22 protein-coding genes are annotated in these 22,868 nt (G+C 57.8%); 16 read left to right on the forward strand and 6 right to left on the reverse strand.

Going from position 1 to position 22,868, the window contains the following annotated elements:
* Positions 1–210 precede the first annotated feature (210 nt).
* Positions 211–1,053: a pca regulon transcriptional regulator PcaR gene (gene pcaR, locus GHN92_RS16380; protein WP_095003003.1), complete on the reverse strand. Its 843-nt coding sequence runs from the start codon at positions 1,051–1,053 to the stop codon at positions 211–213.
* A gap of 701 nt (positions 1,054–1,754) precedes the next feature.
* Between pcaR and GHN92_RS16385 the strand changes: the two genes are divergently transcribed.
* Together GHN92_RS16385 and GHN92_RS16390 are read left to right on the forward strand one after the other, a co-directional pair.
* The gene (locus tag GHN92_RS16385; protein WP_095003002.1) at positions 1,755–1,955 is read left to right on the forward strand and encodes a hypothetical protein; all 201 of its coding nucleotides are present in this window, start codon (positions 1,755–1,757) and stop codon (positions 1,953–1,955) included.
* A 352-nt stretch (positions 1,956–2,307) separates the two neighbouring features.
* On the forward strand, positions 2,308–3,780 hold the full coding sequence (locus GHN92_RS16390; RefSeq protein ID WP_095003001.1) for an inorganic phosphate transporter: 1,473 nt from the start codon (positions 2,308–2,310) through the stop codon (positions 3,778–3,780).
* 255 nt (positions 3,781–4,035) lie between these two features.
* Here the strand turns inward: GHN92_RS16390 and ccoM are convergent, their stop codons facing one another.
* The 3 genes from ccoM to GHN92_RS16395 form a co-directional block, all read right to left on the reverse strand.
* Positions 4,036–4,146, reverse strand: coding sequence for a cytochrome c oxidase subunit CcoM (gene ccoM, locus GHN92_RS24345; RefSeq protein ID WP_016779744.1), 111 nt, complete (start codon positions 4,144–4,146; stop codon positions 4,036–4,038).
* Positions 4,147–4,293: 147 nt separating this feature from the next.
* Entirely contained in the window at positions 4,294–4,455 is a 162-nt protein-coding gene (locus GHN92_RS23880) for a hypothetical protein (RefSeq protein ID WP_095003000.1), read from the reverse strand.
* A gap of 79 nt (positions 4,456–4,534) precedes the next feature.
* On the reverse strand, positions 4,535–4,849 hold the full coding sequence (locus tag GHN92_RS16395) for an aspartate-semialdehyde dehydrogenase (protein WP_153380595.1): 315 nt from the start codon (positions 4,847–4,849) through the stop codon (positions 4,535–4,537).
* Positions 4,850–5,021: 172 nt separating this feature from the next.
* Between GHN92_RS16395 and rapA the strand changes: the two genes are divergently transcribed.
* Together rapA and GHN92_RS16405 are read left to right on the forward strand one after the other, a co-directional pair.
* Positions 5,022–7,868, forward strand: a complete 2,847-nt coding sequence (gene rapA / locus GHN92_RS16400) for an RNA polymerase-associated protein RapA (protein WP_095002998.1) — start codon at positions 5,022–5,024, stop codon at positions 7,866–7,868.
* Between the two features lie 262 nt (positions 7,869–8,130).
* A complete protein-coding gene (locus GHN92_RS16405) occupies positions 8,131–10,119 on the forward strand; it encodes a bifunctional diguanylate cyclase/phosphodiesterase (protein WP_153380597.1) in 1,989 nt (662 codons plus the stop codon).
* Between the two features lie 155 nt (positions 10,120–10,274).
* Here the strand turns inward: GHN92_RS16405 and GHN92_RS16410 are convergent, their stop codons facing one another.
* A complete protein-coding gene (locus GHN92_RS16410; protein ID WP_095002996.1) occupies positions 10,275–10,580 on the reverse strand; it encodes a DUF2288 domain-containing protein in 306 nt (101 codons plus the stop codon).
* A 360-nt stretch (positions 10,581–10,940) separates the two neighbouring features.
* Here GHN92_RS16410 and GHN92_RS16415 point away from each other — a divergent pair, with 360 nt between their 5' ends.
* The 9 genes from GHN92_RS16415 (at position 10,941) to GHN92_RS16455 (ending at position 18,729) form a co-directional block, all read left to right on the forward strand.
* Positions 10,941–12,068, forward strand: coding sequence for a branched-chain amino acid ABC transporter substrate-binding protein (locus GHN92_RS16415; RefSeq protein ID WP_095002995.1), 1,128 nt, complete (start codon positions 10,941–10,943; stop codon positions 12,066–12,068).
* Positions 12,069–12,317: 249 nt separating this feature from the next.
* Positions 12,318–13,241, forward strand: a complete 924-nt coding sequence (livH, locus tag GHN92_RS16420; RefSeq protein WP_016779736.1) for a high-affinity branched-chain amino acid ABC transporter permease LivH — start codon at positions 12,318–12,320, stop codon at positions 13,239–13,241.
* The gene (locus GHN92_RS16425) at positions 13,238–14,494 is read left to right on the forward strand and encodes a high-affinity branched-chain amino acid ABC transporter permease LivM (protein WP_095002994.1); all 1,257 of its coding nucleotides are present in this window, start codon (positions 13,238–13,240) and stop codon (positions 14,492–14,494) included. The genes livH and GHN92_RS16425 overlap by 4 nt, the downstream gene beginning before the upstream one ends.
* Positions 14,491–15,258: a high-affinity branched-chain amino acid ABC transporter ATP-binding protein LivG gene (gene livG / locus GHN92_RS16430; protein ID WP_095002993.1), complete on the forward strand. Its 768-nt coding sequence runs from the start codon at positions 14,491–14,493 to the stop codon at positions 15,256–15,258. Before GHN92_RS16425 ends, livG begins: the two co-directional genes overlap by 4 nt.
* Position 15,259: 1 nt before the next feature.
* Entirely contained in the window at positions 15,260–15,961 is a 702-nt protein-coding gene (locus tag GHN92_RS16435; protein ID WP_095002992.1) for an ABC transporter ATP-binding protein, read from the forward strand.
* A gap of 294 nt (positions 15,962–16,255) precedes the next feature.
* Positions 16,256–16,558 carry a DUF2282 domain-containing protein gene (locus GHN92_RS16440; RefSeq protein ID WP_095002991.1) on the forward strand — a complete coding sequence of 101 codons (303 nt, stop codon included), beginning with the start codon at positions 16,256–16,258 and terminating at the stop codon, positions 16,556–16,558.
* Between the two features lie 22 nt (positions 16,559–16,580).
* Complete coding sequence (locus GHN92_RS16445; RefSeq protein WP_095002990.1) at positions 16,581–17,459, forward strand: DUF692 domain-containing protein; 879 nt, start codon at positions 16,581–16,583, stop codon at positions 17,457–17,459.
* Positions 17,456–18,229 carry a DUF2063 domain-containing protein gene (locus GHN92_RS16450; RefSeq protein ID WP_095002989.1) on the forward strand — a complete coding sequence of 258 codons (774 nt, stop codon included), beginning with the start codon at positions 17,456–17,458 and terminating at the stop codon, positions 18,227–18,229. Before GHN92_RS16445 ends, GHN92_RS16450 begins: the two co-directional genes overlap by 4 nt.
* Positions 18,226–18,729, forward strand: a complete 504-nt coding sequence (locus tag GHN92_RS16455) for a DoxX family protein (protein ID WP_095002988.1) — start codon at positions 18,226–18,228, stop codon at positions 18,727–18,729. The genes GHN92_RS16450 and GHN92_RS16455 overlap by 4 nt, the downstream gene beginning before the upstream one ends.
* Here the strand turns inward: GHN92_RS16455 and GHN92_RS16460 are convergent.
* A complete protein-coding gene (locus tag GHN92_RS16460) occupies positions 18,726–19,634 on the reverse strand; it encodes a LysR family transcriptional regulator (RefSeq protein WP_153380600.1) in 909 nt (302 codons plus the stop codon). The genes GHN92_RS16455 and GHN92_RS16460 overlap by 4 nt on opposite strands.
* A gap of 104 nt (positions 19,635–19,738) precedes the next feature.
* Here GHN92_RS16460 and GHN92_RS16465 point away from each other — a divergent pair, with 104 nt between their 5' ends.
* From GHN92_RS16465 to GHN92_RS16475, 3 genes are all read left to right on the forward strand, one after another.
* Positions 19,739–20,338, forward strand: a complete 600-nt coding sequence (locus GHN92_RS16465; RefSeq protein WP_095002986.1) for a short chain dehydrogenase — start codon at positions 19,739–19,741, stop codon at positions 20,336–20,338.
* 60 nt (positions 20,339–20,398) lie between these two features.
* Positions 20,399–21,070 carry a COG3650 family protein gene (locus GHN92_RS16470; RefSeq protein WP_169916891.1) on the forward strand — a complete coding sequence of 224 codons (672 nt, stop codon included), beginning with the start codon at positions 20,399–20,401 and terminating at the stop codon, positions 21,068–21,070.
* A 90-nt stretch (positions 21,071–21,160) separates the two neighbouring features.
* The gene (locus tag GHN92_RS16475; protein WP_095020410.1) at positions 21,161–22,771 is read left to right on the forward strand and encodes an NAD(P)/FAD-dependent oxidoreductase; all 1,611 of its coding nucleotides are present in this window, start codon (positions 21,161–21,163) and stop codon (positions 22,769–22,771) included.
* The last annotated feature ends 97 nt before the right edge of the window (positions 22,772–22,868 follow it).

The raw sequence follows: 22,868 nt of genomic DNA on the forward strand, positions 1-22,868 counted from the left end.
CTCACATTAATAGTTATCGGGGGATCAGAAGGGCAGCGGGCGACTGCGCAGTGGCAGCGTAAGGGGGAGTGTCATGGCGTTTGGCCTCTTCTCATTATTATTTAGCCTGCCCGGCAAGGCAGTGCTGAGCCGACATTAATCAGCCCACTGCCGCCATGCAATTCGATAAACGCTTAACTGTGCGTTTATCGAACGCTTAGTTTTCACCCATCAACTAAACAACTGGGTGCTCAGCTCGCGGCTGGCGTTGAGCATGATCGGCAAAAAGCGCTGCTCCAGCTCCGTGCGTGTGACCCTTCCTGCGTGGGTGCTGACATTCAGGGCGGCAAGCACTTGCCCGGAAGCGTCGTAGACCGGCACGGCAATCGAACGCAGGCCTTGCTCCAGTTCCTGATCGACCACACACCAGCCCTGCTCACGCACCAGTTGCAAACACTCCAGCAGTGCTTCGCGGGTGTGCAGGGTACGGCTGGTCTTGGCCTGGAACTCACCGTGGGCCAGGTATTCGTGCAGGGTCACGTCGTCCAGCGCCGCCAACAGAATGCGCCCCATCGAAGTGCAGTAGGCGGGCAGGCGGCCGCCAACCGACAGATCAACCGAAATCAGCCGCTGCGTAGTAGCCGAACGGGCGATGTAGAGGATGTCATCGCCTTCGAGCGTCGCCATGTTGCACGCCTCGTGCAATTGCTCGCTCATGCGGTCCAGATAAGGCTGAGCCGACACGGCCAGCGGCGTGGACGACAGATAGGCATGGCCCAGCGTCAACACTTTGGGCAACAGGGAGTAGGTACGCCCGTCAGTGGTCGCATAGCCCAGCTTGATCAGGGTGTACAAACAACGGCGCACCGCCGCCCGGGGAATTTCCGTGCGGTGGCTGATCTGCGCGATGGTCAGATGCCGCTTGCGTTCCTGAAACGCCTGCACCACCGCCAGGCCACGGGCCAACGACGACATGAAGTCAGGATCACCGGTAAACGCCTGAATACGCTTGGCCGGCGACGCCACAATCGGTGGCGCGATACTGGCAACGGCATTGTGCAGTCGATCATTCATTCCCAACCCCCAGCTTCAGCTATTTATAGTTATGGCATGCCGGGCGATTATCGAACCGCTAGTCGATAATCGCAATCAGTGCTGCAGCGAGGTAATGTACACATGATTTTGTACGATCTTGAATCATTTTAGTTGGATGACATTTTTTTAACCTGGGCTTTATTACAATCAGGCGCGTCCGCTCAATGATAGAAAACGTCTGATTAATATGTATTCAGGTCAAGTTCAGCTCTGGCCTTAAACAACTTGATGGCCAACTACCCGGCAGCGAATCAAATAGAGTCACGCGTGCAAAGCGCAGGCTAATTCACAAATATTCATAACACATGTCACGACAGGAAGTTGACGCGCAGGAAGTTATTCAGCGATAGTAGAGGCACTTCTCAGCTATTGAGAACGCGCAAGTTATTGAGAGTACAAGGTCAAGCCCGTACAGCCGATTGGATCCAACCAGAGCGTTGCGTTCGATTGCTACGTGCAGCTTGCCGGCAATTGCATCGTGTGTAGTTTCACCCGGGGGTGAACACTTGAGACGGCGACGCTCATGTTTCTGTAAATGACGTGGCCGAGTGCATAGCGTGGTGTATGTAAGCATGACGTTATTTATAGGCCTTTGTCTTATTGCCTGTCATTCGTCATATGAATCAACCTCCCTGCACGGTGATTCACCAGGTTCAAACTCAACTCAATTAGGTAAGACAGTGACAAAAGACGAACTGCGCGCAGAACTTGAGCGACAGGAACAACGATTCAAGGATCTTTACGGTGGTGAAGTGACCACCTACGCGGCCAAACCCGAGCCCGGACGCAAACCCTGGCGCAAACGGGCCAGCCTGCTCGACCAGGCGTTCACTCAAGAAATCCAGAAGATCGAAAAAGAGCTCAAGGCCGAAGAGCCCTGACCCGCACCTGAAAACGTACCAGAACAGCCCCTGCTGCCTCTTGCGTGCTCGCCATTTGCATGAGCGGGTATGGCTGTTTGCTATATCAGAACCTGAACCAGCAGCGTCGGCCCCTCTGATTTAAGAAATTTCATCTATCCAAATCAGACCTGCGCCACAGCGTGCGTATGCCCCTGGAAAAGCCCTATAGCCTTTGGTATCAGTGGCTTGAAGGGAATTGCCTACGCCTGGTCGCGATGGATTCTTACAGGTTTTTTCATTTATAGATGTTACCAACGGGCAGCTAGTGCATTGATTAGCGGGGTTTTCTGGCATAATCCGCCCCCCTTTATGACCGTGTCAGAAAACCTTCATGATCGATCTATTAAGCGGATTGGACGCCTGGGTTCTTATCAGCCTCTTCTTCGCCCTAGCCTTTGTTCTCGCGTTTGAGTTCATCAACGGCTTTCATGACACCGCAAACGCGGTAGCGACTGTCATCTACACCAAAGCCATGCCGCCTCACCTGGCGGTGTTCTTTTCCGGTGTGTTCAATTTCCTCGGCGTGTTGCTGGGCGGGGTTGGCGTGGCCTATGCCATCGTCCACCTGCTGCCGGTTGAGCTGCTGGTCAACGTAAACACCGGACATGGCCTGGCCATGGTGTTCTCGTTGCTCGCTGCGGCCATCACCTGGAACCTTGGCACCTGGTATTTCGGCATTCCTGCCTCAAGCTCACACACCCTGATCGGTTCGATCCTCGGTGTCGGCCTGGCCAACGCCCTGATCAGCGGCATCCCGGTGAGTGACGGGGTTAACTGGCAGAAGGCTATCGATATTGGTGCCTCGCTGGTGTTCTCGCCAATCGCCGGTTTCGTGGTAGCGGGCCTGGTACTGGTCGGCCTGAAGTGGTGGCGTCCGGGGTCCAAGATGCACAAGACCCCTGAGCAGCGCCGCAAGCTGGATGACAAGAAGCACCCGCCGTTCTGGAACCGACTGGTGCTGGTGATTTCGGCCATGGCAGTCAGTTTCGTGCACGGCTCCAACGATGGCCAGAAAGGCATCGGCCTGATCATGCTGGTATTGATCGGCATCGTGCCAAGCGCTTTCGTTCTGGATCTGAACAGCACCACCTATCAGATCGAACGCACCCGCGACGCCACCTTGCACCTGAGCCAGTTCTACGAGCGCAACAACGCTTCGCTGACCGAGTTCCTGGCCCTGGGCAAAAGCGTCAAGGGCGACCTGCCGGATCAGTTCAGCTGCAATCCGCAGCAGACCGAACCGACCATCGCAGCCCTGTTGAGCTCGCTCAAAGGTGTAGCGGACTACCACTCGATCCCGGCTGAAAAGCGTATCGAGATCCGCCGCTACCTGCTTTGCCTGGATGACACCGCGAAGAAAGTCAGCAAATTGCCAGTGCTTGATTCCCGCGAAAAAGCGGACCTCGAGAAACTGCGCAAAGACCTGACCGCCACCACCGAATACGCACCGTTCTGGGTGATCCTGGCTGTAGCCCTGGCCCTGGGCCTGGGCACCATGGTGGGCTGGAAGCGTGTGGTTAAAACCATCGGCGAGAAGATCGGCAAGCAGGGCATGACCTATGCTCAGGGCATGGCCGCTCAAATCACCACGGCTTTCGCCATCGGCATGGCCAATATCTTCTCCCTCCCGGTATCGACGACGCACATTCTGTCGTCGGGCGTGGCAGGTACCATGGTCGCCAACAAAAGCGGCCTGCAGGGCGGTACGATCAAAACCATCCTGATGGCCTGGGTGCTGACCTTGCCGGCTACCATTGCACTGTCTGCAACGCTGTTCTGGCTGGCTTCCAAAGTCCTCGCCTGATAGCGCGCCGCACAAAAAAGGTACGACCCGCACGGGTCGTACCTTTTTTTATGCCCGGTCATTATGCAGACCCTGTGGGAGCGGGCTTGCCCGCGATGGCATCGACTCAGTTTGCCTGACAGACCGCGTTGCCTGCATCGCGAGCAAGCCCGCTCCCACCGCATTCGGGCAAGTCCCATTTATTACAGGCAAAAAAATAGGCGACCGAAGTCGCCCAAAATGCCTTGCGTGCTCATGCCATGGAAAGACCCGGCGCTATTTGCGCTTCTGCGAGTCTTTCCAGATAAAAATGCCCAGACCGGCGAAAAACAAAACCATGAGGCCGACAGTAAGTACTCCGGCGATAACCACATTATCGAGAAACATGACGGCCTCCTGCGCTCTGTTTGTGTGTCTGTTGAAGCTAGATTAACCAGACACGCAGGCGCACAACTTGACCGGGATCAATAGTGACCCACGGCCAGCCGGCAGTTGAGGGGGTTAGTTGACGCAGATCATCGAAAACGCGGCAGTTCAGCGCTTTTTCGGTTTTTTCTTCGGCTTTTTCGCCGTTTTTGCCAACGGCATTGCCTGTTCGAACGCCTTGCGCACCTCGTTCAGGCGCTTTTCATTGAGGTCATGTACCCGTTTGGCGCGCTCGGCGCCCAGGTCAACCAGCTTGGTGTCTTGGCTCATAAGCAAATCAGACCACTGTCAGTATGTTTCAGTACGCCAATAATGCGATGCACATTCGGCCCTGACCAGAAAAAACCACCTAGACCTTGATATCAACCCACACACCCTGGCGCTGCATGCCATCGGCCAAGGGTTCAACCGGCACCTCGTCAACCACCTGCGGGAGCGTACTCCCCTGCTCCCGGGATTCGCGGCGGCGCTGTTCCTGCTGACGCAGTTGCTCCTCACGCAACAATAAAGTGGCCTGGTCGGCATCGCTGTGCTTGAGGTCAATGGCACTTTCGCTGGAGCTGGCCTGGGCCGGCACCACAGGCGGAATGTCCGGGCGCGGGCGAACCGGATCCTGCCCGGAGGTAACCGGTACTGCGCCAAGGGGCAAAATGGACGGCAGCATGGTGATTGTTCTCCTGTCTTCTGGCTATTTGCGCGAACCGGCAATCGTGAACCATTGGTCGATAACCGGGCTGACACCCTGGCAAACCGGACAGCTTTTTTTGAGAGTCCTTTGGACTGAGGCCCTTGATCCGTTAATATACTCGGCTTTTTCAAAGCGGGAGTCAGGCAGCATGGCGCAGCAGTATCAACCGGGGCAACGCTGGATTAGTGACAGCGAAGCAGAGCTAGGTTTGGGCACCGTTCTGGCACAGGACGGTCGCTTGCTGACCGTGCTCTATCCGGCCACTGGCGAAACCCGCCAATATTCGCTGCGCAACGCACCGCTCACGCGCGTACGGTTCTCGCCGGGTGACACCATCATCCACTTCGAAGGCTGGAAGATGACCGTGCGCGAAGTTGAGGACGTTGACGGCCTGATGGTCTACCACGGCCTCAACGAGCGAAACGAAGCCGTCACCCTGCCAGAGACCCAATTGTCGAACTTTATCCAGTTCCGTCTGGCCAGTGACCGTCTGTTTGCCGGGCAAATCGACCCGCTGTCCTGGTTCTCCCTGCGCTACCACACCCTCGAACACACCAGCCGCCAGCTGCAATCGCCGCTGTGGGGCCTGGGTGGCGTACGTGCGCAACCTATTGCGCACCAACTGCATATCGCCCGCGAAGTCGCTGACCGCATCGCCCCTCGGGTTTTGCTGGCCGACGAAGTGGGTCTGGGCAAAACCATCGAAGCCGGTCTGGTGATCCACCGCCAGCTGCTCAGTGGCCGCGCCAACCGTGTATTGATCGTAGTCCCGGAAAACCTGCAGCACCAATGGCTGGTCGAGATGCGTCGACGCTTCAATCTTGAAGTGGCGTTGTTCGACGAAGAGCGCTTTATCGAAAGCGACGCCAGCAACCCGTTCGAAGACTGCCAGCTGGCCCTGGTTGCCCTGGAATGGCTGGTGGACGATCCCAAGGCCCAGGCAGCGCTGTTTGATGCCGACTGGGACCTGCTGGTAGTCGACGAAGCTCACCACCTGGTGTGGCACGAAGACAACGTCAGCCCCGAGTACGGCCTGGTTGAACAACTCGCCGGCGTGATCCCGGGCGTGCTGCTGCTCACTGCAACCCCGGAACAACTGGGCCAGGACAGCCACTTTGCGCGCTTGCGCCTGCTGGACCCGAACCGCTTCCACGACCTGGCCGCCTTCCGCGCCGAAAGCGAAAACTACCGCCCGGTGGCTCAGGCCGTACAGGAACTGCTGGATAAAGGCAGCCTGTCCCCTGAAGCCCATAAAACCATCCACGGTTTCCTCGGCGCCGAAGGCGATACCCTGCTGGCCGCCGTCAATGCTGGCGATGCCGAGGCCAGCGCCCGCCTGGTGCGCGAACTGCTTGACCGCCACGGCACCGGCCGCGTGCTGTTCCGTAATACCCGCGCCGCGATCCAGGGCTTCCCGGAGCGCAAACTGCATGCCTACCCGCTGCCGTGCCCGGCCGAATACCTTGAGCTGCCGTTGGGCGAACATGCCGAGCTGTACCCTGAAGTCAGCTTCCAGGCCCAGCCGGACGCCAGCGATGAAGAGCGTTGGTGGAACTTCGACCCGCGGGTCGAATGGCTGATCGACACCCTGAAAATGCTCAAGCGCACCAAGGTGCTGGTGATCTGCGCCCACGCCGAAACCGCGATGGATCTGGAAGACGCCCTGCGCGTGCGTTCCGGTATTCCTGCAACGGTCTTCCACGAAGGCATGAACATTCTTGAGCGTGACCGCGCTGCGGCCTACTTCGCTGACGAAGAGTTCGGCGCTCAGGTGTTGATCTGTTCCGAAATCGGCAGTGAAGGCCGTAACTTCCAGTTTGCCCACCACCTGGTGCTGTTCGACCTGCCGGCCCACCCGGATTTGCTGGAGCAGCGGATCGGCCGTCTGGACCGGATCGGCCAGAAGCACGTGATCGAACTGCACGTACCGTACCTTGAGACCAGCCCGCAACAGCGCCTGTTCCAGTGGTACCACGAAGCGCTGAACGCTTTCCTCAACACCTGCCCGACCGGTAACGCCCTGCAACACCAGTTCGGTCCTCGTTTGCTGCCATTGCTGGAAGCTGCGGACGACCAAGAGTGGCAAGCACTGATCGACGAAGCCCGGGTTGAACGTGAGCGTCTGGAGCAAGAGCTGCACACCGGCCGCGACCGTTTGCTGGAGCTTAACTCCGGTGGTTCGGGTGAAGGTGAAGCACTGGTTGAGGCGATCCTTGAGCAAGACGATCAGTTCACCCTGCCGATCTACATGGAAACCCTGTTCAACGCCTTTGGCATCGACAGCGAAGACCACTCGGAAAACGCGCTGATCCTCAAGCCCAGCGAAAAAATGCTCGACGCCAGCTTCCCCCTGGGTGACGACGAAGGCGTGACCATCACCTACGATCGCGAGCAGGCCCTGTCGCGCGAAGACATGCAGTTCATCACCTGGGAGCACCCGATGGTGCAAGGCGGCATGGACCTGGTGCTGTCGGGTTCGATGGGCAACACCGCCGTCGCCCTGATCAAGAACAAGGCCCTCAAGCCCGGTACCGTCCTGCTCGAGCTGATTTACGTCAGTGAAGTGGTTGCTCCGCGCTCCCTGCAACTGGGCCGCTACCTGCCGCCGGCCGCCCTGCGCTGCCTGCTCGATGCCAATGGCAACGACTTGTCGTCGCGCGTGGCCTTCGACACCTTGAACGAACAGCTGGAAAGCGTTCCCCGCGCCAGCGCCAACAAGTTCGTTCAGGCCCAGCGCGACCAACTGACGCCTAAAATCAACGCAGGCGAAGCCAAAATCGCGCCACGTCATGCGGAACGCGTGGCCGAAGCCCAGCGCCGTCTGGCAGCCGACACGGAAGAAGAACTGGCCCGCCTGACTGCCCTGCAGGCTGTCAACCCGAGCGTGCGCGAGAGCGAACTGATTGCCCTGCGCAAGCAGCGCGAACAAAGCCTGGCCATGCTTGAGAAAGCCGCCCTGCGCCTTGAAGCCATTCGGGTTCTGGTAGCGGGTTAAAACCCATGAGCTGTGGGAGCGGGCTTGCTCGCGATAGGATCAATGAGGTGAAACTGAATCACCGCGTTAATCCTATCGCGAGCAAGCCCGCTCCCACATTTCTGACAGTCCCGATCTAACTTAACTAACTATAAACCCCCGCCCTAATAACAAAATGATAACCATCATTTTGCCATCACCCCTGTCACAGCCAATCCAGCTTCTATACTCGATCTCAAGCTAGCACCCAACGACTAGCGCATCTGGATCGCCGAGGCGTGCAATGGAAAGTCCGGGGTTGCAACTTTTGGCCGAATCCGCAGAAAACGGGCAACTGCTGTTGATCGGCGGCTATAACCCCTATCTGCTGTTTCTCGCCTGGCTCGTTGCCTGTACTGCCTGCGTGGCCACGCTGAATCTGCTCGACCGCGCAGCCAATGCCGAAAAAACTGCGGCAAGAACCATTTGGCGATGGATAGCTGTCGCTTGCCTGACCATCGGCATCTGGGCGATGCACAGCATCTGCATCCTGGCCTTTGACTCCCCGCTCGAAGCTCGCTACGGCGTTGTTATCGCGCTTGGCTCATTGCTGATTGCCCTGATTATTGTGCAAACCCTCGACAACACTACAGCCTGGCGCCCAAACAGCCGCCTGCTCCATCAGTTATTCAAATATGCCCTGTGCATGCTTGCTGCTGGCGGCCTGCTCAGCACTCACTTGCTCATTGGCAATACACTGGCTGGCAATTCGGATGCAGGCAGCAATAACTGGCAGCCGGCCCTTGTGCTGGCCGTGATCACCCTGTTGCTGATTGGCAGTTGCATCAGCGCCACGATTGTCGACAAGAAACTACAACTCAAGGAGCACGACCTGCGCCGCGTCAATGCCCTGCTCAGCCAGCTCGACCAGGCGCGCGCATCCTTGCAGCAAGTGGCCCACTACGACCCGCTGACCAATCTGATCAACCGTCGCGGCTTCAATCAGCTGTTTGCTGAAAAACTCATCGACTGCGCCACCAGGAACACCAGGCTTGCGGTAATGTTTCTCGACATTGACCACTTCAAACGCATCAACGACAGCCTGGGTCACGATGCCGGGGACGAATTGCTCAAGACAATCGCCACCCGCATCAAGCTCGCTACCCGCAGCCACGATGACGTTGTTGCACGCTTTGGCGGAGACGAGTTCTGCATCCTGTTCAGCCTGAGCCAGCGCGATGAAGCCCAAGGCATGGCCCAGCGCATCATGCTCAAGCTCAAAGAGCCCATTGAGCTGTCAGGTCGCCAAATGGTCATGACCACCAGCATTGGCATCAGTGTGTACCCGGATGATGGCACCACCAGTGCCGAACTGCTCAAGCATGCCGACCTGGCGCTCTACCAGTCCAAGGGCAGCGGGCGTAACAACCTCAATTTTTTCAGCCCGAGCCTGAAAACCCGAGCCTCGCTGGAGCTGCAAATCGAAGAGGAACTGCGCAACGCGCTTAACGAGGACAAGGGGCTGTCCCTGCATTACCAGCCCATCTTCGACCTCAAGAGTGGCCGGGTCGCCAAACTGGAGGCGCTGATACGCTGGCAGCATCCCGAACACGGGCTGCTCGGCCCTGATCGTTTTATCAGCATCGCCGAGGCCAACGGGCTGATCGCCAGGCTCGACCATTGGGTGTTGCGCAAAGCCTGTCATGACCTCGCCACCCTCTCCCGCCTGGGCTGGCAGCACCTGGGCATAGCCGTTAACTGTTCGGCGCTGAATCTGGTACGGGTTGAGTTGGCCGACGAAATCGAAAACGCCCTGCGCACATCAGGCGTTACTGCACACCGGCTGGAGCTGGAAGTCACAGAAAACGCCCTGATGTGCAACCTGAGCAGCACCTCGCAACTGTTACGACAGATCCGTGCGCTGGGTGTATCCCTGTCCATTGACGATTTCGGTACCGGGTATTCGTCCCTGGCCTACCTAAAGCGTCTGCCGCTTAACACCCTGAAAATTGATCGCACTTTTATTCAAGACATCCCGGCCTCCAGCCAGGACATGGAGATCGTTCAGGCCATTATCCTCATGGCCCATACCCTGCACCTGCAAGTAGTCACCGAGGGGGTTGAAACCATCCAACAGTTCGAATTTCTCAACCAGTTCGGCTGCGACTTTATCCAGGGCTATCTGCTCAGCCGGCCTGTGCCCTTTGAGGCGCTGCCAGAGATTCTTCAACAACTCGACAAGCGCCCTGTGCCCGCTCCCGATCACGCCACCTTCGTACTTACCAACCAATAGCGGTACAGCCAGATCCCAGGCACAAAAAAACGCCACAGTGGCGACTGTGGCGTTTCTCTACGGCATATTGCCACTACGTGAAGACGGGTTACTGAGCTACACACTCCGGGCTCTTCACAGCGGTGCAAATAAATGCGCCGGCTTGGTGCGCAGGTTTAATTTTGCGCCCTTTCCTGGACCATCACCCAAGGTGAAACCACCACTGCCCATAGCTGAGGGTCGCGCTCAAGAACGTCTAGCGCCTGCGCCTCAGTCATCCTGCCAAGCAGCCCGGATGCCATCCAGGCCGCGACTTTCTCTGCATCATCCTGAGTCACGGCCTGCGCCGCCTCGATCAAGTCCAGAGCGGGTTCGACCCACAGCAAATCCCCTTTGGCGAAGAAGGGTTGCAACGCTTTCCATTCAATTGTTGAGGTCTCGCCAAGCAGCTTGGCATAGAGGGTGCTAGGTTCTTGATTCATGGGTTTCACCGGGGAAAAAAATCGGCGTCATGATAACGCCGCATACCCGGTAGAAAAACCCGGCTTTACAGGTAATAAAACGTGGCAAGAGCTGAGGGCCAAGGTCAAACCGGTTGATATGGCAACATTCAGATAACTATCAACCGATGAATCCGCCGCCATTTTGTCTTTTTCTTACGTTTAAGCGACATTCTCTGTTTTTTCCCTCGCCAGCACGCTATTCAAGCGCTGAAGCGGCGCTCTACACTGTACCGGTACAGTTGCAAGGGGAATTGACCGGGAATTTCGCTACAAGAAGACCCGGTCCGGCTGCCTTGGCTTCCAGGACTATAAAAATTACAACAGAAGAGTGGAGCACCAATAAAGATGGCTACGAAGCAGATTACTAAACTGTTTGCCGCTATGGTTTTGGCCGGGTTCGCCAGCCATTCATTTGCCGCAGACACCATCAAGATCGGTATTGCCGGCCCTAAAACCGGGCCTCTGACTCAGTACGGCGACATGCAGTTTGCTGGCGCAAAAATGGCCATCGAACAAATCAACGCCAAGGGCGGCGTTGATGGCAAAAAACTAGAAGCGGTCGACTACGATGACGCCTGCGACCCGAAACAAGCGGTTGCCGTTGCCAACAAAGTGGTCAATGACGGTATCAAGTACGTAGTCGGTCACCTGTGCTCCAGCTCCACCCAGCCTGCTTCGGACATTTACGAAGACGAAGGCATCATCATGATTACCCCGGCCGCCACCGGCCCGGAAATCACCGCTCGTGGCTACAAGATGATCTTCCGCACCATCGGTCTGGACAGCGCCCAGGGCCCTGCCGCCGGTAACTACATCGCGGATCACGTCAAGCCCAAGGTCGTTGCGGTATTGCACGACAAACAACAATACGGTGAAGGCATCGCCAGCGCCGTTAAAAAGACCCTCGAAGACAAAGGCATCAAGGTTGCTGTCTTTGAAGGCGTCAACGCCGGTGAAAAAGACTATTCCTCGGTCATCGCCAAGCTCAAGCAAGCCAACGTCGACTTCGTCTACTACGGCGGCTACCACCCTGAGCTGGGTCTGATCCTGCGCCAGGCCAAAGAAAAAGGCCTGAACGCCAAGTTCATGGGCCCTGAAGGTGTGGGCAACGAGTCCATCTCGCAAATCGCCCAGGGTGCTTCCGAAGGCCTGCTGGTCACCCTGCCAAAAGCGTTCGACGCCGATCCGGAAAACAAGGCACTGGTTGATGCTTTCGCTGCCAAGAAGCAGGACCCAACCGGCCCATTCGTGTTCCCGGCCTACGCCGCAGTTGAAGTGATTGCCGGCGGTATCGAGCAGGCGAAAAGCGAAGACCCGGCCAAAGTCGCTGAAGCCATCCACAAAGGTACGTTCAAAACGCCTACCGGTAACCTGAAGTTTGACGCCAAGGGTGACGTGGAAGACTTCAAGTTCGTGGTCTACGAATGGCACTTCGGCAAGCCAAAAACTGAAGTAAGCCCTCAGTAAGGGTCGGTTCCTGACCTGAAAACCAAGCCCACTGCTCAAGCGGTGGGTTTTGTTTTACAGGCCCGCGGTTCATGGAAATGGGGCCGCGCTTTCGTGATCCGAAAGCCTGCCCACCTGAAAATCTTTAAAACCGTCACCAGCGGTTCGCTGGCAGAAGACCTGTGCTCCAAGTGGGTGAAAACCCATACGGCCCGGGCCGGAAAATGACTCCACCAGTGAAATGCGTCTCAGGTTTTTAGGAGCTTTGTAATGCCTGACATCTATCACTTCTTCCAAATGCTGGTTAACGGCCTCAACGTTGGCAGCACCTATGCCCTGATCGCCATCGGCTATACGATGGTTTACGGCATTATTGGAATGATCAACTTCGCCCATGGCGAGGTGTACATGATTGGTTCCTATATTGCGTTTATCGCCATCGCCGGCCTGACCATGATGGGTCTGGACAGCGTACCGCTACTGCTGACTGCCGCGTTTATCGCCAGCATCGTGGTCACCAGCGCCTACGGCTACAGCATTGAACGGGTTGCCTACCGTCCATTGCGTGGCAGTAACCGCCTGATCCCGCTGATTTCGGCCATCGGCATGTCGATCTTCCTGCAAAACACCGTGCTACTGGCACAAGACTCCAAAGACAAATCGATCCCCAACCTGATCCCCGGCGGCTTCACCTTTGGCCCTGGAGGTGCCAGCGAAGTTATCGTCTCCTACATGCAGATCGTGGTTTTCGTTGTCACCTTCCTCGCCATGCTTGGCCTGACCCTGTTTATCTCACGCTCCCGCATGGGCCGTGCCTGCCGCGCCTGCGCCGAAGACATGAAGATGGCCAACCTGTTGGGTATCAACACCAACAACGTTATTGCGCTGACCTTCGTGATCGGTGCTGCCCTGGCCGCTGTTGCTGCGGTGCTGATCAGCGTGCAATACGGCGTGATCAACCCCAACGCGGGTTTCCTGGTAGGTCTCAAAGCCTTTACCGCAGCGGTACTGGGTGGCATTGGCAGCATTCCTGGCGCGATGCTCGGTGGCCTGGTGCTGGGTGTGGCTGAAGCCTTCGGTGCCGATATTTTCGGCGACCAGTACAAAGACGTTGTGGCTTTTGGCTTGCTGGTACTGGTGCTGCTGTTCCGTCCGACCGGCATTCTGGGGCGTCCGGAGATTGAAAAAGTATGACTAGGAATCTTAAGTCGGCGCTCTTCAGCGCCCTGTTGGTCTGGGCCGTCGCCTACCCGGTACTCGGCCTGAAACTGACTATCGTCGGGATCAACATCGAAGTTCACAACACCAGCACCTTTACCCTGAGCGTGATCGCGATCTGCTCCTTGCTGATGTTTGTGCGCGTGTTGTTCAACCAGCAACTGACCACAGCCTGGAGAAACTCCCCCAGCCTGCCGAAAGTGCCCACCAAGGCCACCAACTTCCTGACCCTGCCCAGCACTCAACGCTGGATCATTCTCGGTCTGGTCGTTGTGGCATTGATCTGGCCGTTCTACGGTTCTCGTGGTGCAGTGGATATCGCCACACTGATCCTGATCTATGTGATGCTCGGCCTGGGCCTGAACATCGTGGTAGGCCTGGCTGGCCTGCTTGACCTCGGTTATGTCGGCTTTTATGCCGTAGGCGCCTATACCTATGCCCTGCTCGCGCATTACTTCGGGCTGAGCTTCTGGATCTGCCTGCCTTTGGCCGGATTGATGGCGGCTACCTTTGGCTTCCTGCTGGGTTTCCCGGTGTTGCGCTTGCGCGGAGACTATCTGGCCATCGTGACGCTGGGCTTCGGTGAAATCATCCGCCTGTTCCTGCGTAACCTGACGGACATCACCGGCGGGCCAAACGGTATCAGCAACATCCCGAAACCAACGTTGTTCGGCCTGAGCTTCGACAGAACCGCCGCCGAGGGCATGCAAACCTTTCACGAGTACTTCGGCATCGCCTACAACTCGATCAACAAGGTAATTTTCCTCTACCTGATCGCGCTGGTGCTGGTACTGCTGGTGTTGTTCGTCATTAACCGCCTGCTGCGCATGCCGATCGGCCGCGCTTGGGAAGCACTGCGTGAAGACGAAATCGCCTGCCGTGCACTGGGCCTGAATCCGACCGTGATCAAGCTGTCGGCCTTCACCCTGGGCGCTACGTTTGCGGGTTTTGCTGGCAGTTTCTTTGCCGCACGTCAGGGCCTGGTAACGCCTGAGTCGTTCACCTTCCTTGAGTCGGCGATCATCCTGGCCATCGTGGTACTGGGCGGCATGGGCTCGCAACTGGGTGTCATCCTGGCCGCCGTGGTCATGATCCTGCTGCCCGAAATGATGCGTGAATTCAGCGAATACCGCATGTTGCTGTTCGGAGCCCTGATGGTGCTGATGATGATCTGGCGTCCACAAGGTCTGCTGCCTATGCAACGTCCTCACCTGGAGCTGCGAAAATGAGCCGCGAGTTACTGAAAGTCAGCGGCCTGAGCATGCGCTTTGGCGGCCTGTTGGCGGTAAACGGCGTAGCCTTGACCGTCAAGGAAAAACAGGTGGTGTCGATGATCGGCCCTAACGGTGCCGGCAAGACCACCGTATTCAACTGCCTGACCGGTTTTTACAAACCGTCTGCGGGCAGCATCGTCCTCGATGGCGAGTCGATCGAAGGCCTGCCGGGTCATGAGATCGCGCGCAAAGGCGTGGTCCGCACTTTCCAGAACGTGCGCCTGTTCAAGGACATGACCGCGGTTGAGAACCTGCTGATTGCCCAGCATCGCCACCTCAACACCAACTTCCTGTCGGGCCTGTTCAAGACCCCGTCATTTCGCAAAAGCGAACGTGATGCCATGGACTACGCCGCGTACTGGCTCGACAAGGTCAACCTGACCGAGTTCGCCAACCGCCCGGCGGGCACCCTGGCCTACGGGCAGCAGCGACGCCTGGAAATCGCCCGTTGCATGATGACGCGCCCGCGCATCCTGATGCTCGACGAACCGGCTGCAGGCCTGAACCCCAAGGAAACCGAAGACCTCAAGGCGCTGATCAGCGTATTGCGCAATGAGCACAACGCCACCGTGCTGTTGATCGAGCACGACATGAAACTGGTCATGAGCATTTCCGACCATATCGTGGTGATCAACCAAGGCACGCCTTTGGCTGACGGGACGCCGGAACAGATCCGCGACAACCCTGAAGTGATCAAAGCCTATTTGGGGGAAGCGTAAAATGCTGCAATTCGAAAACGTTTCGACCTTTTACGGCAAGATCCAGGCCCTGCACAGCGTCAATGTAGAGGTGCGCCAGGGTGAGATTGTGACCCTGATCGGCGCCAACGGTGCCGGCAAGTCGACCCTGATGATGACCCTGTGCGGCTCGCCTCAGGCTCATAGCGGCAGCATTCGCTACCTGGGTGAAGAACTGGTGGGGTTGAGCTCGGCCCAGATCATGCGCAAAAGCATCGCCGTTGTACCTGAAGGGCGTCGGGTATTTGCTCGTTTGACCGTGGAAGAAAACCTGGCCATGGGCGGGTTCTTTACCGAAAAACGGGAATACGAGGAGCAAATGGACAAGGTTCTGCACCTGTTCCCGCGCTTGAAGGAACGCTTTACCCAACGCGGTGGCACCATGTCCGGTGGCGAACAGCAAATGCTTGCCATTGGCCGTGCGTTGATGAGCAAACCCAAGCTGTTGTTGCTTGATGAGCCATCACTGGGGTTGGCACCGATCATCATTCAGCAGATTTTCGATATCATCGAACAGCTGCGCAATGAGGGTGTAACGGTGTTTCTGGTGGAGCAGAACGCCAACCAGGCACTGAAAATTGCTGACCGTGCCTATGTGCTGGAAAACGGCCGGGTGGTGATGCAAGGCACTGGCGAGCAATTGCTCAACGATCCGAAAGTGCGTGACGCCTACCTGGGCGGCTAAACCTGCCTGCGACACACAACGGCCCTTCGGGGCCGTTTCTTGTTAAACGACGCATAAGCTGTCGAAACTCTGTTGTATATCTAGCCCTATTGTGGGAGCGAGCCTGCTCGCGAAGGTCGTTCGCGAGCAGGCTCGTTCCCACAGGTTTACGTTTTTCCTGTAGCCGCTGACGAGGAGCAAAGGCTGCGATCGGCTACATAAAAATAATTCAGATCAGTTGTAACAACGCCCCCCCTTGCCTCTCTAGTTGGGTAACCCGGCAGCAATCGCTACCGGAATTTCTGGAGAGTCACCATGAAAAACCAAACCACCCGCACCTTGTCTGCCGCAGCCCTGGCTCTTGCTCTGGGGTCGGCTCTGAGTATTGCCGCCCTGCCCGCTCAGGCTGCCGACGACATGGAGAAGTGCTTCGGGGTTGCCATGAAAGGGCATAACGATTGCGCCGCCGGCGCTGGCACTACCTGTGCTGGCTCCGCCAAAACCGATCATCAGGCCAATGCCTGGAAACTCGTCCCAAAAGGGACCTGCGAAAAAACCGCCAGCAACACCTCACCAACCGGCTTTGGCCAACTGGCTGCCTACAAAGGCAAGTCCTGATCCGCGCCGCCGAGTGTTGATAATGCACAGCCCGCTTGCTTCGCTTATCGCGCCTCGTGCGCCCCGGCTCCCGCCTCGTGCGGGGCTGGGGCTCAAGGCCGAGCACTTTGTGGATGTACTTGCGAGCCGCCCAGACATCGGGTTCTTTGAAGTGCATGCCGAGAACTTCATGGTAGCTGGCGGCCCTTTCCACCATTACCTGGGCTTGATCCGCGAACATTACCCGCTGTCAATTCATGGCGTTGGCCTGTCGATTGGCGGCGAAAGCCCGCTCAATACCGAACACTTGCGCCGCCTGAGCCTATTGCTCGAGCGTTACCAGCCGCAGATGTTTTCCGAACATCTGGCATGGTCCTCCCACGGACCATTATTCCTCAATGATCTGCTGCCTTTGCGCTATGACACCGCCACGCTGCACCGGGTATGCGCGCATATGGACCAGGCACAGGATGTGTTGAAGCGCCAGATACTGCTGGAAAACCCCGCTACCTATATCGAGTTCGACGAGGCCCAATTCGACGAAGCCGGTTTTATTCAGGAAGTCATAAGCCGTACCGGCTGTGGCCTTTTGCTGGATGTAAACAATGTGTATGTGTCATGCATCAACCACGCCCGCGATCCTGTTGTCTATCTCGATGCCTTGCCCCTTCAGGCCGTAGGTGAGGTTCATCTGGCGGGTTTTGCTGAAGAAGCAGACAGCCTGGGTCAGCGCTTGCTGATCGATAACCACGGCGCACCTGTCGATCAAGCGGTATGGGCGCTGTACCAGCAAGTACTGGACCGAATTGGCCCGATGGCCACCCTGATCGAACGCGACAATCATCTGCCCCCTCTCACCGAACTGCTTCAGGAAGCCCGCTTGGCTGACCGCTACCTGTTCAGCGCACAGGTGCAGCCATGAAACTACAAGATACATTCAGTGCAGCATTGCTCAATCCACACACGCCCGCCCCCACAGGCATTGCCTGCTACAACGGCGACATTGACCGCCGTTTCGCGGTATATCGCAACAATGTGCAAAGCGGACTGATCAACGCGCTGGCCACCAGCTATCCCGTTGTTGCGCAATTGGTGGGCGAGGCCTTTTTTCAGGCCATGGCGCAGATATTTATTCAAAAACACCCACCCGACAGCCCGGTCATGAGCGCCTATGGCAGCCAGTTCGCCGGTTTTATCAATGCCTTTGCACCCGCCAGAAGCGTGCCCTACCTGGCGGACGTGGCTCGCCTTGAGCGTTTGTGTGTGCAGGCCTTTCACGCCGCAGACGTGTGCGCCGTAAACCCCGGGCTGCTGGCTCAGGCGCTCAACAGCCCCGAGGGGCTGCCCCATTTACACCTGCAACTGCACCCCGGTGTCGCATCGCTGCATTCACCCTACGCCATCGCGTCCTTGTGGGCGGCGCACCAACGCCAGGGACAGATACAGGGACTGGACACGCGCCAACCACAAAGCGTCCTGGTAATACGCAATGAATTGCGCGTGGAGGTATTCACGGTCAGCTCAGGGTGCGCAGTATTTGTGCACTTGCTCAAAGCGGGGAATGCCCTGGGGTTGGCCGCGGCCCATGCCCTGGAAGCCGACCCAGACTTTAACCTGGGCCAGGCCCTGGCACTGTTGATTAGCAATAACACCATCACCGGCTTACAACCCGCCCTCGAGGCCTCGCCATGAATACTCAAACAATAAGCCCCGGCCTGCTACAGCGCTGGATCGGAGGCGCAATCGGGCTGTTGCACTGCATACCCGACACACTGATCGCCTTTGTCGCACGCTTTTCCATTGCGGCGGTGTTCTGGAAATCAGGCCAGACCAAGGTTGAAGGTTTGGCAATCGATCTGGTTGAAGGCACCTTTCAACTCGGTATGCCGCATCTGTCTGACTCTGCGCTGTACTTGTTCAGTACGGAATACAAAGTCCCGCTACTCTCCCCCGAGGTGGCTGCTCACGCTGCCGCCTTCAGCGAGCATGTTTTCCCGGTGCTGATCCTGCTGGGCTTGGCCACCCGGTTCTCGGCGCTGGCACTGCTGGCCATGAGCATGACCATCCAGCTGTTCGTATACCCTGATGCCTACCCGACTCACGGCACCTGGATCGCGGTCTTGTTGTACTTGATGGCCAAGGGCCCGGGTGCGCTGTCGATTGATCATCTGATTGCACAGCGTTTTCGTTAAAGCAGGTCAATGGCCTCACCATTACTCTGGAACCAGCCCACCAGGAAATCCGCCAATACCTGAGTGCGCCTGGGCAAACCGCCTTGATAAGGGTGAACCAGATACATGGGGTTGCTGCGCGTTTGATAGTCACGCAACAAGCCGCGCAGGCGCCCATCAGCCAACTCGCAGCCAAGCATGTACGAGGGCAAGCGGGCGATGCCGGCACCGATCACGGCCGCTTTTTTCAGCAGACTGTAGTGATTGCTGGCAAACGACCCCGAGACCCGCACTCGTTGCAGTTCATGCTGGCGGTGGTAGTGCCACTCCTCGCGACCGCTGTAGTGGCTGTTAAGCAGACAGCGGTGCTCGACCAGTTCTTGCGGCGTAACCGGCTCGCCGTATTGCTCAAGATAGGCAGGGCTGGCGCAGGTGATCTCGTGCCAATTAAGCACCTGCTTGGCCACCAGCCGTTCATGGCTGGCAACCTGCGAGCGTATCGCCAGATCAAACCCTTCCCGCACCATATCGCGATAGCTGTTGTTGAGCTCCAGCTCGATCTGCACCTGCGGGTATTCGCGGGAAAAATCCAGCAACAGCGAATCAAAGAAGGTCTCGCCCAGGGATACGGGCACGGTCATGCGTACCGGGCCTGCAACATCATCCTTTAGCCGGGCAAGTGCCTGACGTGCCCGCTCCACTTGCACCACCAGCGCCTGGGCTTGTGGCAGTAGCGCCGCGCCAGCCGCCGTAAGGCTCAAGCGCCGGGTGGTGCGATGCAGCAACACCACCGAAAACTGCGCCTCAAGCTGGCTGATACGCTTGGACAGCTGCCCCTTGCTGCAGCCCAGTTGCTGGGCGGCCAAGGTAAAACTGCCAGCGTCGATCAAGACCGCGAACGCAGCCAGATCATCCATTTCACTCATGGATTGTTTCCATATGAAAACCAAAGGTTGCCTATTAGTGCGCTTATCCCACTTAAAAAGCACCACTAGACTGAGCACTCACGTCATCCACAAAGGCACACAACATGAAAATCCTCTTGATCGGCGCTCACGGCACCATCGGTTCAGCCATTCGCCGCGAGTTGTCACCGCGCCATGAGATCGTAGAAATTGGTCGAAAAAGCGGGGATTATCAGGTCGATATCAGCGACAGTGAATCAATCCGCCAACTCTTCGCGCAAACCGGGCGCTTCGATGCGCTGATCTGTGCCGCCGGTAACGTCACGTTCGCCGCACTGGCTGACATGAGCGAAAGCGACTTCGCCCTCGGTTTGCAGGACAAGTTGATGGGCCAGGTCAATCTGCTGCTGATTGGCCGCGAGTTTGCCAACGATGGGGCCTCGTTCACCTTCACCAGCGGCGTTATCAACCGCGAGCCGATCCGTACCGGCAGTTCGGCGGCGCTGGTCAACGCGGCACTTGACGGTTTTGTAAAAGCAGCCGCCATTGAGTTGCCACGGGGCCTGCGGGTCAACTCGGTGAGCCCTACGGTCCTGGAAGAAGCGATGGACAAATACGCCCCGTACTTTCGCGGCTTCAAGCCTGTATCGGGCGCCGATGTGGCCCTGGCTTACGCCAAAAGCGTGGAAGGCTTGCAAACCGGGCAGACATTCACCGTAGGTTGAATCACTTGTGATGCATCGCTAGGCTGAGTAACGTGGCGACACCCTTCAGGAGTGCCCATGATGCGTTTTGCCCGTTCCTTAGCTTTGTTCGCCTTGCTGCCCGTGTTTGCCGGTTGCCAGATGTTCAGCAGCACACCTGCCGACACCACCGCAGGTCAAACCCGCCTGCAGGGCGAGCTGGTATCGGCCAATGGTCAATTGGTGTTTCAACCCTGCGTCGGCCAACAGCGCTATGTAGTTCGTGACAGCGCCGACACCACGCTGGTGCAGGACGCGACCTACATGCCCAATAAACCGGGCAAGTTGTTCGCCGATATCCGCGGCCGTTTTAGCGCCAGCACAACAGCCGGTACAGACGGTGAAGTCGAGCTGCAGCAACTCTACCGCCTGGAGCGCAGCAACAGCGCCTGCCAGGATCCCAACTTCAAGCAGGTGACCGTGCACGCCAACGGCAATGGCCCGGCCTGGGAAGTGCAAGCCGGGGGCAAGGGCATGGTGCTCAAGCGCGAAGGCCAGCCCGACCTGGCGCTGCCCTACGTTGAAGAACAGGTCGGCGATGGCCGCTTCTCCCTGTCCACCGAGGCCAACAATCAGCGCATCGAGCTGTGGGTGGCCCCACAACGCTGCACCGACAGTGCCAATGGCAGCGTGCAACATCTGAGCGCCGAGCTACGGATCAACGGTCAAGTCCAGCGCGGCTGCGGCTATTTTGGTGGCGCCCGTAACGACTAACCGATAACTGTTGCCGCATATTGCCCCGAAGCAGCTTACAATTAGCGGTTCTGCCAGGGTTTACCTGGCCCCCGATACTGGACACTGTCAATGTTACGAATCACCGAACTCAAGCTGCCGATCGACCATCCCGAAGAAGACCTGCGCCCTGCCATCCTGCAGCGCCTGGGCATCGAAAGTGATGACCTGGTCGATTTCACCTTGTTCAAGCGCAGCTACGATGCGCGTAAAAAATCGTCCGAACTGTGCTTCATCTACACCATCGATGTGAGTGTGCGCGATGAAGCGCCGCTGCTGCTCAAGTTCGCCGACGATCGTAACGTCAATCCAGCGCCGGACGTCAGTTACAAGGTCGTCGGCCAGGCACCCCAGGATTTGACCGAGCGTCCGATTGTGGTCGGCTTCGGCCCCTGCGGTATTTTCGCCGGGCTGCTGCTGGCACAAATGGGTTTCAAGCCGATCATTCTTGAACGTGGTACCGAAGTGCGCCAGCGCACCAAGGACACCTGGGGCCTGTGGCGTAAAAACGTACTCAACCCCGAGTCCAATGTGCAGTTTGGCGAAGGCGGTGCCGGTACGTTCTCGGACGGCAAGCTCTACAGCCAGATCAAGGACCCGAAACACCACGGCCGCAAGGTGCTGCACGAGTTCGTCAAGGCCGGCGCGCCGGACGAGATCCTCTATGTCAGCAAGCCGCATATCGGTACGTTCCGCCTGACCGGTGTGGTCGAAAATATGCGCCAGCAGATCATCGCGCTGGGCGGCGAAGTTCGTTTTCAACAACGCGTGACTGATGTGCTGATCGACAACGGTCAACTGACCGGTGTGATCCTGGCAGATGGCGAGCAACTGAATGCTCGCCACGTGATCATGGCGCTGGGCCATAGCGCCCGGGACACCTTCCGCATGCTCCACGATCGTGGCGTGTATATGGAAGCCAAGCCGTTCTCGGTAGGTTTCCGTATCGAGCACCCGCAGTCGCTGATCGACAGTGCGCGCCTGGGCAAGTATGCCGGCCACCCGAAGCTGGGCGCTGCCGATTACAAACTGGTGCACCACGCCAAAAACGGTCGCTCGGTGTACAGCTTCTGCATGTGCCCGGGTGGCACCGTGGTTGCGGCAACCAGCGAACCGGGCCGTGTTGTGACCAACGGCATGAGCCAGTATTCGCGTAACGAACGCAATGCCAACTCGGGCATCGTGGTCGGCATTACGCCTGAAGACTACCCGGGTGGTCCGTTGGCCGGCATCGAGCTGCAAGAACGCCTCGAATCCCACGCCTATGTGCTGGGCGGCAGCAACTACGAAGCCCCGGCGCAACTGGTGGGTGACTTTATTGCGGGCAAACCGTCCACGGCCCTGGGCAGCGTCGAGCCATCCTATAAGCCGGGTGTGTCTTTGGGTGACTTGGCCCTGGCCCTGCCGGACTTCGCCATTGAAGCCATCCGTGAAGCACTGCCGGCGTTCGAGAAGCAGATCAAGGGCTTCTCGATGCATGACGCCATTCTCACAGGCATCGAAACCCGCACCTCGTCGCCGCTGCGCATGACCCGTGATGCGTCGATGCAGAGCCTTAACGTCAAGGGCTTGTTCCCGGCAGGCGAAGGCGCTGGCTACGCTGGCGGGATTCTGTCGGCAGGTGTCGACGGTATCCGTATTGCCGAAGCTGTAGCGCGCGACATTCTGGGTATCGAAGCCTAGGTTTTGACTCGGTAGGGGCTGCAGCCCTGACATGTAGGAGCGGGCTTGCTCGCGATGCATTCACCACGGTTTGCCAGGCAGACCGTAGCGCCTGCAT

The organism is Pseudomonas sp. FSL R10-2964 (assembly GCF_009600035.1).
GTDB lineage: Bacteria > Pseudomonadota > Gammaproteobacteria > Pseudomonadales > Pseudomonadaceae > Aquipseudomonas > Aquipseudomonas bubulae.

Bases quoted from the DNA above. Each gene is read 5' to 3' on its own strand.
- GHN92_RS16440 (WP_095002991.1), top strand. From the start codon at position 16,256: ATGAAAAACCAAACCACCCGCACCTTGTCTGCCGCAGCCCTGGCTCTT.
- ccoM (WP_016779744.1), bottom strand. From the start codon at position 4,146: ATGTTTCTCGATAATGTGGTTATCGCCGGAGTACTTACTGTCGGCCTC.
- GHN92_RS16395 (WP_153380595.1), bottom strand. From the start codon at position 4,849: ATGCTGCCGTCCATTTTGCCCCTTGGCGCAGTACCGGTTACCTCCGGG.
- GHN92_RS16475 (WP_095020410.1), top strand. From the start codon at position 21,161: ATGTTACGAATCACCGAACTCAAGCTGCCGATCGACCATCCCGAAGAA.
- GHN92_RS16460 (WP_153380600.1), bottom strand. From the start codon at position 19,634: ATGAGTGAAATGGATGATCTGGCTGCGTTCGCGGTCTTGATCGACGCT.
- GHN92_RS16455 (WP_095002988.1), top strand. From the start codon at position 18,226: ATGAATACTCAAACAATAAGCCCCGGCCTGCTACAGCGCTGGATCGGA.
- GHN92_RS16425 (WP_095002994.1), top strand. From the start codon at position 13,238: ATGACTAGGAATCTTAAGTCGGCGCTCTTCAGCGCCCTGTTGGTCTGG.
- GHN92_RS16470 (WP_169916891.1), top strand. From the start codon at position 20,399: ATGCGTTTTGCCCGTTCCTTAGCTTTGTTCGCCTTGCTGCCCGTGTTT.
- GHN92_RS16450 (WP_095002989.1), top strand. From the start codon at position 17,456: ATGAAACTACAAGATACATTCAGTGCAGCATTGCTCAATCCACACACG.
- GHN92_RS16435 (WP_095002992.1), top strand. From the start codon at position 15,260: ATGCTGCAATTCGAAAACGTTTCGACCTTTTACGGCAAGATCCAGGCC.
- GHN92_RS16410 (WP_095002996.1), bottom strand. From the start codon at position 10,580: ATGAATCAAGAACCTAGCACCCTCTATGCCAAGCTGCTTGGCGAGACC.
- livG (WP_095002993.1), top strand. From the start codon at position 14,491: ATGAGCCGCGAGTTACTGAAAGTCAGCGGCCTGAGCATGCGCTTTGGC.
- GHN92_RS23880 (WP_095003000.1), bottom strand. From the start codon at position 4,455: ATGAGCCAAGACACCAAGCTGGTTGACCTGGGCGCCGAGCGCGCCAAA.
- rapA (WP_095002998.1), top strand. From the start codon at position 5,022: ATGGCGCAGCAGTATCAACCGGGGCAACGCTGGATTAGTGACAGCGAA.
- GHN92_RS16390 (WP_095003001.1), top strand. From the start codon at position 2,308: ATGATCGATCTATTAAGCGGATTGGACGCCTGGGTTCTTATCAGCCTC.
- pcaR (WP_095003003.1), bottom strand. From the start codon at position 1,053: ATGAATGATCGACTGCACAATGCCGTTGCCAGTATCGCGCCACCGATT.
- GHN92_RS16465 (WP_095002986.1), top strand. From the start codon at position 19,739: ATGAAAATCCTCTTGATCGGCGCTCACGGCACCATCGGTTCAGCCATT.
- GHN92_RS16445 (WP_095002990.1), top strand. From the start codon at position 16,581: ATGCACAGCCCGCTTGCTTCGCTTATCGCGCCTCGTGCGCCCCGGCTC.
- GHN92_RS16405 (WP_153380597.1), top strand. From the start codon at position 8,131: ATGGAAAGTCCGGGGTTGCAACTTTTGGCCGAATCCGCAGAAAACGGG.
- livH (WP_016779736.1), top strand. From the start codon at position 12,318: ATGCCTGACATCTATCACTTCTTCCAAATGCTGGTTAACGGCCTCAAC.